This window comes from Alcanivorax sp. 97CO-5, from assembly GCF_000524665.1.
GTDB classification, from domain to species: Bacteria; Pseudomonadota; Gammaproteobacteria; order Pseudomonadales; family Alcanivoracaceae; genus Alcanivorax; species Alcanivorax borkumensis.
Window position 1 is genome coordinate 45469 of record NZ_KI965879.1, and the last position, 11811, is coordinate 57279.

Genomic DNA, 11811 nt, shown 5'->3' on the forward strand with positions numbered 1-11811 from the left:
GTCCCAACCATGAAGCATCTTGAACAGCGAATTCATGCCCTGCTGAATGCAGATGCCGCAGCCACCTTGGCCGGCATCCGTCGTGGCATCGAAAAAGAAAGCCTGCGCATCACCACCGATGGCACCCTGGCGCAAACGCCACATCCTCGTGCCTTGGGCTCTGCGCTAACGCATCCGTACATCACCACGGACTATTCTGAAGCCCTGCTGGAATTTATTACGCCCCCAAGTACCGAGCTGCACAAGCCCATTGAATTTCTCGAGCAACTGCACCGCTATGTGTACAGCCATATCGGCGATGAAGTGCTGTGGGTGAATTCCATGCCCTGCATGATCGGCAAAGACAGCGACGTACCCGTAGCGCAATATGGAAGCTCCAATGTGGGCCGTATGAAAACGGTGTACAGAGAAGGGCTCGGCCACCGCTACGGTCGCAAGATGCAAACCATTGCCGGAATTCATTACAACTTTTCCTACCCGGACGCATTTTGGAAACTGAACCAGCAACTGGAAGGTGATAACGCACCATTACAGGATTACATTTCCCGTCGCTATTTCGACCTAACACGCAACTTCCAGCGCTATTCCTGGTTGCTGGTCTATCTGTTCGGGGCCTCACCCGCGCTGTGTGCTTCTTTCCTGGCCGGGCGCGAGCACGACTTGCTGGAGCGCTTCGATCACTCCCTGTATCGCCCCCAGGCCACCAGCCTGCGTATGAGCGACCTGGGCTACCAGAACAACGCCCAATCATCGCTGGCGATTAGCTACAACAATCTGGATGAATACGTCAGCACACTCACTCATGCCATCAACACCCCGGAGCCGGCCTACGAAAAAATGGGCGTTAAAGTCACCGACGCCGATGGCAACGTGAAATATCAGCAACTCAACGCCAATATTCTGCAAATCGAAAACGAGTACTACTCGTCGATCCGCCCGAAACGCACCATCAAACCCGGCGAGCGCCCCACTACAGCGCTGCAAGAACGCGGCGTGGAGTACATTGAAATCCGTGCGTTGGATTTAAACCCGTTCGAGCCGGTGGGCATCAACCAACAAGAAATCCGTTTCTTGGATCTGTTTGCCACCTATTGCCTGCTGCGCGAATCACCGCAACTGGAAAAATGCGACCTGCATGCCAGCAAGGAAAACCTGCGCAAGGTGGTTTACGACGGTCGAAATACCGACATCCAGCTATACAACTGGGGCAAGTCGGTGAGCCTAAAAAACTGGGCATCAGAAAAACTGACGCAAATGCAGCCCATCGCCGAGTTGTTTGATCGCGCCCACGGCGGCAACAACTATGCCGAGGCGCTGGCGCACCAACAGGAAAAAGTCGACAATCCCAGTGCCACTCCGTCTGCACAGATTTTGGAACAACTGGAGAGCCGTAATCAGGGCTTTTTCCAGTTCGCCATGGAGCAGGCCTTGGCCCACCGCGATCATTTCCTGTCCGGTCAGCGTTGCGACGCCACCAACCAGCAGCTGGAAGCGCTGGCCGCCGACAGCTTGGCCGAACAAGCCGCAGGCGAAGCCGCCGATCAGCAATCCTTCGAGGAATATCTAGCGGATTACTTCCACGATTAGCTCCCTCGAGATCCGAATCCGCCCTATGTATCAACCGTAGGGCGGAAGTCGGCCGCCGGCCACCTCACCCGCCGCCAGCAATCAACATGACATTGCATTGCGACCCACTCCGCTGTACAGCCCACCGTTAATACCTCAGTAGAATCACGCCTGCTGCTTTTGCACAACAAAAATGCGGACTCGCGCGCTATGCAAACCGTGCAACAGCGGCATGTCTCTAAACCGGAAGTGATGCCTGGTGTGGCTGAAACCTGCAGGCAAGAAAGCACCAAGCAAGCCTGACGCCGCTCCCGCAAAAGAGTCCAGACTCACTCTGACCTCTTGCGTGGAAAACAATGCTTGCAGGCGAAGACCGCAGCCGTGGAGCGCAAGCATCTCTTCATGCACCGGGTGCCCTGCGTTAACGGGCTATCGAAAAGCCCCTTGCTGCCACCGCCGCTTTTGCCTACCCTTCGCCGATCCCTCGACGAAAAGAGCCGCCCATGTCGTCCATTATTCCTGCTCCACGCCCGCTTAATGCTCTCGCTTTTCTGGCCTGTCTCGCGGCCATTGTCGGGGCGCTCTATCTGCAGCATGTAGATGGGCTCGAGCCCTGCCCGCTGTGTATTTTTCAACGCGTCGGCGTGATCGCCGGGGCCGTGATTCTGCTCATCGCCAGCCTGCATGGCCCGAAGAACATTGGCGTGCGCATCTATGGTGCCCTGACCACCCTAGCGGCCCTTGGCGGCGGTGCAGTCGCCGCTCGCCACATTTGGCTGCAGAATCTGCCCGCCGATCAGGTGCCTGCCTGCGGCCCCGGCCTGGATTACATGCTAGAGGTTTTCCCTCTGCAGAATGTGCTTCAGCAAGTGCTGGCCGGCTCCGGCGAATGCGCCGAAATGGATTGGTCCTTTCTGGGGCTGAGCTTGCCAGGCTGGTCCATGGTGGTGTTTGCTGGGCTGCTGCTCGTCGGCCTGATTCAGATGTTCCGCCCCCTGACCCGCTGAGCCCGCCATGATTGATGGCTTGCTGATTCTCTTACTGTTCCAGTTTTTCGGTGAGGTCATTATTCGCCTCACCGGCATCCCCTTGCCTGCCTCTGTGGTCGGCATGGTACTGCTATTGTTGGCATTGCTGTTGAACGCCCCCTATACCCAGCGGGTAGCGCCTGCCGCCGGAGGCCTGATCAAACACATCAGCCTGCTGATTTTTCCGCTCGGAGTAGGTATCGTGCTGCAATGGCACCGCTATGAAGACTATGCGCTGGCGCTAGGCGTTGCCGTAGTGTTGGGGACCATTCTCAGCATGATTGTGATCACATTCATGTTGAAAAAACTGCTCGGCGGCAAACACCAGGAAGCCAGTAACAAGCCCCATGGAGACGACCATGCTGGCTAATTTAGATAACCTGGCCGAACTGGTACATACGCCGTTGTTTGGCCTGCTATTAACCTTGGCCAGCTACCGTTTTGCACTGTGGGTATACGGGCGCAGCAACAGCCTGCCCATTTTTCACCCGTTTCTTGTGGCATCCATTCCAGTAATTATTGTGCTGCCGTTGGTCAACGTAGACTACGAGGAATACCGCGAACAAACCCAGATGATTTCTTTCTTGCTAGGCCCAGCCACTGTCGCCCTGGCCTGGCCGCTATACCGGCAGTTACACACCGTGCGCAGCGTGCTCAAGCCCATTCTAGTAGCCACGGTCTTCGGCGCCACTCTGTCTGCCGCCATTGCCGTAGGCTTGGCCTGGTGGCTGGGTGCACCACCTGAAGTTGTGGGCTCGCTGGCACCTAAATCCATCACCACGCCGATTGCTGTTGAAGTGGTGAAGTCCACGGGAGGGTATGTGTCGCTAGCAGCTGGCGCTGTGGCCATTACCGGCATCGTCGGCGCACTCAGCGCCGGCCCCATCTTTCGATTGCTCAGGGTCACGGACCATCGGGTGAAGGGGTTTGCGCTAGGGCTAGTTGCCCACGCCATCGGCACCGCCCGCGCCTTCGAATACGGTGAGAAAGCCGGGGCCTTCGCGGGCCTGGCGCTGGGCTTGTGTGGGCTAGTGACGGCCATCGCCCTCCCCTGGCTTTGGCCCTGGGTGGCGCAATACTTGTAAACAACCCCACAGCCTGCACGCGCGCTTTACGTTACATACCGCTGTTACAAAGCACTAAAAATACCCGCCTTATAAGAAATCCGTCTTTGCCCGCAAGTGGCTGACGTTAGGCTGTTTTTCCGCCAATTTGAGCTCGCCCATCAAAAAGGTCACTTTCTGCCCATTGCCCCACCATCTCACCCCGTCCTAGTCTCAATAGCCCTGCTGAAGAATCAAAACCATCGGCCGCCGAGCTATTCACTGCTTACCGGCCTAAGGCAGTCTCAGCCATTCACTAAGGAGGGAATACAATGGCGAGTTCAACATCTGCAGCACTGGCTCAATGGCAACGTATCGAAGCACTGGTTCAGGCTTGGCTGGATGAACGCCAGCAGCTGATTGTGCTGCTCTGCACTATGCAGGGCTTGAAAGGGCTTTCTGCAGTCCAACCCAACGATAACCCACAACCCATACACCGTCAGGTTCAACGCTTTTGCCAACTGTTGATGGATTACATCAGCGCAGGTTACTTCGAGGTATACCGAGAGCTAGTCAATGAAGCCCGGCATTTCCAGCGAGACAACCCGACACTGACCCGGCAGATTTTGGCCAAGCTGGACCGCTCCACTGATGCAGCTCTTGCCTTCAACGAAGATTTTGAGCACCCAGACCAGTGTTTGGCGCAACGAGATGTGCTACCAGAACGCATCAGTGCGCTGATGGAAACCCTAGAAGAACGCTTTGCACTGGAAGACCAGCTGATCCTCAGCATCCATCAGCAAGATCCCCCTTACCAACAGGCCACACATTAATAAAGGATATATTGCGAGTTGAACGTTGAACCGCGGGGTGGAGATGTTGCAACACGACTTTGTTTAGGGCTTCGCCCGTAACCTTCAGACACGCCGCGGATTTATAAAAAATCGCGCGCCGTTTGAATTCAACGGTGTAGGTTCTCTTCACCTATTCGTCGCATTTTAACGTTGAATGTTCCTCGGCATTTCATCAAAAAGGGCGCCCGAAGGCGCCCTTTTTGATGAAGCGTGAAACGGCGGGGTTTATTCCGCGTCATCACCACTGCCTTTCACATCCAGAAGCTCGATTTCGAAAATCAGCACCTGGTTAGGGCCAATGTCGCCACCGGCGCCTTGCTCACCATAGCCCAAAGACGGCGGCAGGACGACTTTCCACTTGTCGCCTTCCTTCATCATGGGTAATGCTTCTTGCCAACCTGGGATGATCTGCTGCAGACCGAATGTGGCCGGCTTGTCGCGCTCGATAGAGCTGTCAAACACCGTGCCATCGGGCAGAGTTCCGTGATAGTGGACTTCCACGGTGTCTTCCAGGGTCGGAGACGGCGCACCCTCTTCACCCGAAGCCAACACTTCGTATTGCAGGCCGCTCTCGGTGACGGTAACACCTTCACGCTCGGCATTGTCAGCCAGGAATTTTTCGCTGGCTTCCATGTTCTCGCCAGCCTTTTCTTCCAGTTTTTCCTGCTGAGCCGCGATCATGCGCCCCTGAAAATCGCGGATCAGTTGATCCAGATCTTCGTCACCGAGACGGGATTCACCCTTCTCGTCAATACCATCACGTAGGCCAGCGACCATGGCATCCAGATCCAGGCTCTCTAGGCTGCGCATTTGCTCTGCACTGCGAAAACCCAGTGCGTAGGACGCCTTTTGGTCATCCGTTTTTACTTCTGCATTGTCCTGACCACAGGCTGCCAGCAAGACGGTACCCGCCAGCACGATTCCCAATTTCTTCATTCTGCCTCCAATTGGCCTACGATTATTGTTTCTGTTGTGTCTCAAGCCCCTTGCCACCGCGCATCTCTTCCGCGCTGATCGTGCTTGGAGCCTTCACTGTAATGGGGTCCACCGACACTCCCGGCGGTGGAATTTGGCCATACTGCCAGTTTCCACCCGGGTCACGCCAGCGATACAGCTCAGTCTCGTCCTTTTTTCCCAGCCAAGGCGACACTTTGCCATCGAACAGTTTTTCCGGCTGTTGCCAATTCCGCTCAACATGTTGCCAGTCCAGTAGTGGTTTGCCTCCACCTAACGGCACAGTAAACAGTGCCGTAAGCACCGCTACCAACAGCACGGTAATAATGAGCCCGAAGCGCATAATGCCGAATTCCCCCTATATTGAGCCTCTTCACAGGATCGAGTTCCCGATGAGAGCAAAATACGATCACAATTTACATGACTTTTGCCACTTTTGCGGTAATGCCAAGTTCGAGAGCACAGCTCACTTTCGTTCGACCATGCTCCAGCCGGCATTCCGGGTGAGCTAGAATCATGCGAAATAACCATACAGAAACTGTATAAACAGCGCACAGAGTCGCCTATCGGAGGGGCAGCGACTCCCTGAATAAACCCCACATATCGCGCTTAGTGATTCTGGTCGCAAACAGAAAAGAGGCTTACTGCAAGACCAGCATTGATATCCGCGCCACCGCCCCCACCACCCGCATCCTGCAAAGTGTGGCGCTAACACCCGGCTACCGCCGTCGTCGCCAACCAGGCCCGTACCCGCACGAAAATCTACGAAGCGCAGCGTCAATTTCTGTTCAGCCTGAAAATCCCCTTCCTGGTAACCCTGCACGATACTCAACGGTATGTGCCGGCCAGACTCGCTGTCTGCGCGATCACCACACGGCCCGCCAGATTCATTTGAACCTTCAACGTGAAAGGTTCAAAAGAAAAAAACCTGGAATGTTTCCGATTCCTTCATCCAAGCTTGCCGTTATTTCTGTTCAGCCAAATCCCGCATCGCGCCAGTCAGCTTGCTCAAATCATCCGCTTCAATGACGAATGGCGGCATGATGTAGACCAGCTTGCCGAACGGACGAATCCACACACCCAACTCCACAAAACGCGCCTGCACCTGCTCCATGGCGACAGGCTCCTTCATTTCCATCACGCCAATGGCACCCAGCACCCGAGTATCGGCCACCGCAGGCAACGCCTTCAACGGCATCAGTTCGTCTTTGAGCTGAGCTTCGATAGCGGCCACTTTTTGCTGCCAGCCGGAATCCAGCAACAGCTGAATGCTGGCATTCGCCACGGCGCAGGCCAACGGATTGCCCATAAAAGTGGGGCCGTGCATCAATACGCCCGCCTCACCTTCACAAATGCCTGCGGCCACCTGGCGGGTGCATAACGTGGCGGCCAGGGTCATGTAGCCGCCGGTAATCGCCTTGCCCAAACAAAGGATATCCGGGCATACATCCGCATGCTCCAGAGCAAAAAGCTTGCCCGTGCGGCCGAACCCGGTGGCGATTTCATCAAAGATCAACAGCACACCGTACTCATCACACAGCGCGCGCACCGCTTTCAAATAAGTCGGATGGTAGATACGCATACCGCCGGCGCCCTGCACGACAGGCTCCAGAATCACCGCGGCAATTTCCTGGTGATGCTCCGCCAACATCTGCTGAATGGAATCCAGGTCCGCCGTATTAAAATCACTGTCGTAGGGGCACTGCGGCGCCTCCGCAAAATAGTGCTTGGCCAGCACACCACTGAATAGCGAGTGCATGCCGTTGACCGGATCACAGGCAGCCATGGCGCCAAAGGTATCGCCGTGATAACCGTTACGCAGGGCCAGCAATTTGTCCTTCCCCGCATACCCCTGACTCAACCAATACTGCAGCGCCATCTTAATCGCCACTTCCACAGACACCGAACCGCTATCGGCAAGAAACACTTTTTCCAACAGCTCGGGCGTTAGATCAACCAGTTTTTTCCCCAGTTCCACCGCCGGTTCGTGGGTCAACCCGCCAAACATCACATGGGCCATGCGGTCGATTTGATCCTTGGCTGCCTGATTCAGCACGGGATGGTTATAACCATGCACCGCCGCCCACCAAGACGACATACCGTCCACCAGCTCGCGACCATCCTCCAGCATTAACCGTACCCCTTTGGCACTAGCCACGGGAAAGGTGGGCAGCGGTTTGGAGGTGGAGGTATAGGGGTGCCAGAGATGGTCACGGTCGAAGTCAAGATCGGTGGTCATGGGGCGATATCCGGATAAAACGAGGGAAGACAGAATGGCAGCGGAGGGGGGAAAGTTCAAAGTTGAACGTTCAAAAGAGCGTCTGAAATGTGTGCCAAATCGTTAACGTTCCCGCCACACCACCACTCCTCATTGCTGGCGGAACCAATGTCTTTGAACATATTGCGGTGCGGCTATAATCCGGTTCGGATGGCGCCTGCCCAACGCCCGCCATTGAATCCAGGGCTTTAAACTTTCAACTCAACCAATTGGGAAAGTGCGCTCTGCAATCCTTCGCACTGAGCCATTTCCGGAGCCAACACCAATAACCAGCTCAGCGGGTCTACCGATTTGCCTGCCGGTAGCAGGTTATCGCACAAAGCGGGCAAGGTAGTCAGCAACCAACGCTCTCCCTCCAGCTCCACTTGCTGGAGTTGGCGCTTGAACTCGGGCAACCGGTCATCCTGCCCGGCCTTGCGACGCACCGCGCGCAGAGGGCGCAGGTAATCCGCTTCGAATTGCTCGGCCAACTCTGCCAGCCGCCGGCCGGTTCGGGCATCTGGCAGCTTTCCCGCCTCCGCTAGCCATAATCCGCACAGCAGTAATGACACCGGGACTTGATATTCATCCTGCAAATGCAGGCAGCCATTCTCAAACGCCTTGTCTTGCCAGCGCCCCAACGCAAAACGCCACAGATCCGTTTTTATTTTATTACTCACCGGCATCCCCTGATTTACCGCCCTCGGGCAGGTTGGTGCTTAAACAGGCCATCGCTTACACTGCGCCGGTTTCCTGCGTGTCTTTCACTGCGCGCAGGCCACCGTTTTCAGGCACAAAAAGGCTTACCATGCTGTCTCTTGAACATATCAACCTTCGCCGCGGCCCCGACTTGCTGCTGGAAGACGCCAACCTGGTCCTGCACAAGGGCTGGCGCGTAGGCTTGGTGGGCCGCAATGGCAGCGGCAAGAGCTCGTTATTTAAGCTTATCATGGGCGAGCTAGAGAGCGATGGCGGCAACATTAATTGCCCAGCCGACTGGCGTTTGGCCATGATGGCCCAAGAAGTGCCGGCACTGGACCAGCCCGCCATCGACTATGTTCTCGACGGCCACCATGGCCTGCGCACCGCGGAACGCAAACTGGCCAAAGCGGAACAGGCCGGCGATAACCATGCCATCGCTCTGGCCCACGGCGAGCTGGATGCCTTGCATGCCTGGCAACAACCAGCCAACGCGGCCATCCTGCTAGCCGGCCTCGGCTTTAATGAAGCCCAACAGCAACAACCGGTCTCCAGTTTTTCCGGCGGCTGGCGCATGCGCCTTAACCTAGCCCAGGTACTGATAAGCGATGCCGACCTGTTGCTTCTCGATGAGCCCACTAACCACCTGGATCNCTGGATGCCATCCTCTGGCTGCAGAGCTATCTGGTTCAGCAGCCCGGAGCACTACTCGTTATCTCCCACGACCGCGCCTTTCTGGATGCCATCGTCACCCAGATTCTGCACATCGAGCACAATAGCCTGAAGCAATACACCGGCGGCTATTCTGACTTCGAGCGTGAACGTGCCGAGAAACTGGCGCTGCAGCAAAAAATGCACGACAAGCAACAAACCCAAGTAGCCCACTTGCAGAAATTCATTACCCGCTTCAAGGCAAAAGCCAGCAAAGCCAAGCAGGCCCAGAGCCGCGTAAAGGCGCTGGAAAAGCTAGAACTGATCGCCCCCGCCCATGTGGATTCCGGCTTCAGTTTTGATTTCCACCAGCCAGAAAAACTGCCCAACCCTATGGAAAACCTGGACGCGGTGCAGTGCGGCTATCGCAATGACGGCATAGATACCGTGATTCTCGATCAGGTCACCCTGAGCCTGCGGCCGGAAAGCCGCATCGGCCTGCTGGGCCCCAATGGGGCGGGCAAATCAACGCTGGTACGCACCTTGGTCGGCGAACTGCCCGCCTTGGGCGGGCATTTTGAAAAAAACGACGACCTGAAAATTGGTTACTTCCACCAACAACAGGTGGATCGTTTGGATGCTAACGATACCCCATACCAGATGCTGTCGCGCTTCTACCCCCAGTGGAGCGAATCAGAATTACGCAGTGAGCTGGGCCGCTTCGGGTTTCAGGGCAATGACGTATTCGCGTCCATCGGGCGCTTTTCCGGAGGTGAAAAAGCGCGCCTGGCCCTGGCCATGATCGTTCAACAAAAACCCGCCTTACTGCTGCTGGATGAACCGGCCAACCACCTGGATCTGGACATGCGCGAAGCGCTGACGCTGGCCCTGCAAGCTTTCGAAGGCGCGGTAGTGATGGTCTCCCACGATCGCCACTTGCTGGAAACCACCGTGGACGACTTCTTCCTTGTGGCCAACGGCAGTGTCAGCCATTTCGATGGTGATCTGGACGATTACGCTCGCTGGCTGCAACAACACCGCCGCGACGGTAAACCAGTGAAAGAAGAAAAACCCAGCGATGGGCAAGACCCCAAGGCCCGTCGCCAGCAAGCCGCCCAGCTACGTCAGCAGCTACGGCCACTAAAAAAACAGGTAGACCAGTTAGAACAACAGCTAGGCCAGTGCAGCGAAAAACTGCTAGCCGTGGAAGCCGCTTTAGGCGATGAAGCGTTATATACGGACCCAAATCGAAAGAACGAAATGAACGGCTTGCTCGGTGACCAAGCGCGCCTGAAGAAACAGCACGACGAATTGGAAGGGAAATTATTAGACGCCATGGAAGTGTTAGAAGAGGCAGAAAGCGCAACGTCGTAAGGGGGGCTTTCCTATCACTCCCGGGTACCGCGCTCACTATCGAGGTTGCAGATAACGAGCCAACACCCCAGGCCCACAACCAATATAAAAAAGCCGGCTAAGGAGACCTTGGCCGGCTTTTTTTATCTCCATCGAGATCTCAGCAATGAGGAACTCGACCCTTACTCTGTAGCCGCTTCTATAACGCTTCAATAATGGTAGCGTTTGCCGTCCCTAAGCCTTCACAGATAGTCAGCAGACCGTACTTGCCACCACGGCGCTTGAGCTCATAGACCAACGTACCCATCAACTTGGAGCCGGTGGCCCCCAATGGGTGGCCTAACGCCTGAGCACCACCGTTCACGTTCATTTTTTCGTAATCCGCACCCACCGCCTTCATCCAGGCCAATGGCACCGAGCCGAACGCTTCGTTCACTTCATACAGATCAATATCCGCCATACTCATGCCGGCCTGCTTAAGCACTTTCTCAGTGGCCGGGATCGGGCCTTCCAATACCATGGTCGGGTCAGAGCCCACCACCGCCATGGCATGAATACGCGCCAGCGGTGTCAAACCCAGTTCTTTAACCGCAGCCTCGCTGGCGATCATAACGGCGGAAGCCCCGTCCGTTATCTGGCTCGCGTTGGCGGCACTGATATGTCCCCCTTCCTGCAGAGGTTCTAGCGCTTTGATCGCGTCCAGCTCTGCTTCCCAGCGAATCCCTTCATCGACCACATGGTCTTCCTGAGAGCCGTCTTCCAGGGTCACCGGTACCGGGATGATCTCATCGCTGAAACGACCCGCTTGCGTCGCTGCAGCACCACGCTTGTGGGAGTCATAGGCGAACTGGTCTAGCTCTGCCTTGCTCACTCCGTATTTTTCCGCCATACACTCAGCCCCATGGAATTGGCTGAATGTTGCACTGGGATATCGCTTGCTGATTTCACCGGTAAACGGGTTGCCCAGTTCTTTCGCCGCAAGCACCGGGGAACCGATCGGCAGCTGGCTCATGGATTCCACACCACCCGCAATTACCAAATCCTGAGTGCCACTCATCACTGCTTGGGCTGCAAAGTGGATGGCCTGCTGGGAAGACCCACACTGGCGGTCAATCGTAACCCCCGGCACAGATTCCGGTAGGCAGGAGCTCATAATGGAAGTGCGCGCCACGTTAAAGGCCTGTGGGCCAATCTGGCTCACGCAACCAAAAATCACGTCGTCGACTTTCTCTGGAGCCACACCCGTGCGCTCTACCACTGCATCAATAACACGGCCACCCATGTCCGCCGGGTGTACCTTGCTCAACCGACCGTTCTTTTTACCACCCGCGGTACGCACCGCCGCTACGATATATGCTTCTGCCACCGTACTCTCCTCGTCATCACACGCTGTTGACTATCAGGTC

The 11811-nt window shown here is 56.1% G+C and carries 11 protein-coding genes and 1 pseudogene; 7 read left to right on the top strand and 5 right to left on the bottom strand.

Annotated features, from left to right (window positions below):
* Window positions 1-9 precede the first annotated feature (9 nt).
* The 5 genes from gshA (at window position 10) to rsd (ending at window position 4470) form a co-directional block, all read left to right on the top strand.
* On the top strand, window positions 10-1587 hold the full coding sequence (gene gshA, locus Y017_RS03535) for a glutamate--cysteine ligase (protein ID WP_011587559.1): 1578 nt from the start codon (window positions 10-12) through the stop codon (window positions 1585-1587).
* A 482-nt stretch (window positions 1588-2069) separates the two neighbouring features.
* On the top strand, window positions 2070-2573 hold the full coding sequence (locus Y017_RS03540; RefSeq protein ID WP_011587558.1) for a disulfide bond formation protein B: 504 nt from the start codon (window positions 2070-2072) through the stop codon (window positions 2571-2573).
* 7 nt (window positions 2574-2580) lie between these two features.
* Window positions 2581-2964, top strand: a complete 384-nt coding sequence (locus Y017_RS03545; RefSeq protein WP_011587557.1) for a CidA/LrgA family protein — start codon at window positions 2581-2583, stop codon at window positions 2962-2964.
* The gene (locus tag Y017_RS03550; protein ID WP_035458968.1) at window positions 2954-3679 is read left to right on the top strand and encodes an LrgB family protein; all 726 of its coding nucleotides are present in this window, start codon (window positions 2954-2956) and stop codon (window positions 3677-3679) included. Before Y017_RS03545 ends, Y017_RS03550 begins: the two co-directional genes overlap by 11 nt.
* A gap of 290 nt (window positions 3680-3969) precedes the next feature.
* A complete protein-coding gene (gene rsd / locus Y017_RS03555) occupies window positions 3970-4470 on the top strand; it encodes a sigma D regulator (protein WP_011587555.1) in 501 nt (166 codons plus the stop codon).
* Between the two features lie 246 nt (window positions 4471-4716).
* Here rsd and Y017_RS03560 read toward each other — a convergent pair whose 3' ends face one another.
* The 4 genes from Y017_RS03560 to Y017_RS03575 form a co-directional block, all read right to left on the bottom strand.
* The gene (locus Y017_RS03560; protein WP_011587554.1) at window positions 4717-5427 is read right to left on the bottom strand and encodes an FKBP-type peptidyl-prolyl cis-trans isomerase; all 711 of its coding nucleotides are present in this window, start codon (window positions 5425-5427) and stop codon (window positions 4717-4719) included.
* 22 nt (window positions 5428-5449) lie between these two features.
* Complete coding sequence (locus tag Y017_RS03565) at window positions 5450-5788, bottom strand: DUF4124 domain-containing protein (RefSeq protein WP_011587553.1); 339 nt, start codon at window positions 5786-5788, stop codon at window positions 5450-5452.
* A 621-nt stretch (window positions 5789-6409) separates the two neighbouring features.
* A complete protein-coding gene (bioA, locus tag Y017_RS03570; protein ID WP_035458970.1) occupies window positions 6410-7684 on the bottom strand; it encodes an adenosylmethionine--8-amino-7-oxononanoate transaminase in 1275 nt (424 codons plus the stop codon).
* A 227-nt stretch (window positions 7685-7911) separates the two neighbouring features.
* Window positions 7912-8388 (bottom strand): TIGR02444 family protein, encoded by a 477-nt coding sequence (locus Y017_RS03575; RefSeq protein WP_035458973.1) that lies wholly within the window; start codon window positions 8386-8388, stop codon window positions 7912-7914.
* A 122-nt stretch (window positions 8389-8510) separates the two neighbouring features.
* Here Y017_RS03575 and Y017_RS15390 point away from each other — a divergent pair.
* Window positions 8511-9054, top strand: a 544-nt coding sequence (locus Y017_RS15390; RefSeq protein ID WP_231483372.1) for an ATP-binding cassette domain-containing protein, incomplete at its 3' end; no start/stop codon positions are given.
* A gap of 1 nt (window position 9055) precedes the next feature.
* Window positions 9056-10426, top strand: a pseudogene (locus Y017_RS03580) (ATP-binding cassette domain-containing protein); the annotation flags it as partial.
* Between the two features lie 178 nt (window positions 10427-10604).
* On the opposite strand, the gene Y017_RS03585 reads toward Y017_RS03580, so the two are convergent.
* The gene (locus Y017_RS03585) at window positions 10605-11771 is read right to left on the bottom strand and encodes an acetyl-CoA C-acetyltransferase (protein ID WP_035458975.1); all 1167 of its coding nucleotides are present in this window, start codon (window positions 11769-11771) and stop codon (window positions 10605-10607) included.
* Between the last annotated feature and the right edge of the window lie 40 nt (window positions 11772-11811).

Coding starts and splice junctions, on each gene's coding strand:
- Y017_RS03540 (WP_011587558.1), top strand. CDS start 2,070: ATGTCGTCCATTATTCCTGCTCCACGCCCGCTTAATGCTCTCGCTTTT.
- Y017_RS03550 (WP_035458968.1), top strand. CDS start 2,954: ATGCTGGCTAATTTAGATAACCTGGCCGAACTGGTACATACGCCGTTG.
- Y017_RS03545 (WP_011587557.1), top strand. CDS start 2,581: ATGATTGATGGCTTGCTGATTCTCTTACTGTTCCAGTTTTTCGGTGAG.
- Y017_RS03565 (WP_011587553.1), bottom strand. CDS start 5,788: ATGCGCTTCGGGCTCATTATTACCGTGCTGTTGGTAGCGGTGCTTACG.
- rsd (WP_011587555.1), top strand. CDS start 3,970: ATGGCGAGTTCAACATCTGCAGCACTGGCTCAATGGCAACGTATCGAA.
- bioA (WP_035458970.1), bottom strand. CDS start 7,684: ATGACCACCGATCTTGACTTCGACCGTGACCATCTCTGGCACCCCTAT.
- gshA (WP_011587559.1), top strand. CDS start 10: ATGAAGCATCTTGAACAGCGAATTCATGCCCTGCTGAATGCAGATGCC.
- Y017_RS03560 (WP_011587554.1), bottom strand. CDS start 5,427: ATGAAGAAATTGGGAATCGTGCTGGCGGGTACCGTCTTGCTGGCAGCC.
- Y017_RS03575 (WP_035458973.1), bottom strand. CDS start 8,388: ATGCCGGTGAGTAATAAAATAAAAACGGATCTGTGGCGTTTTGCGTTG.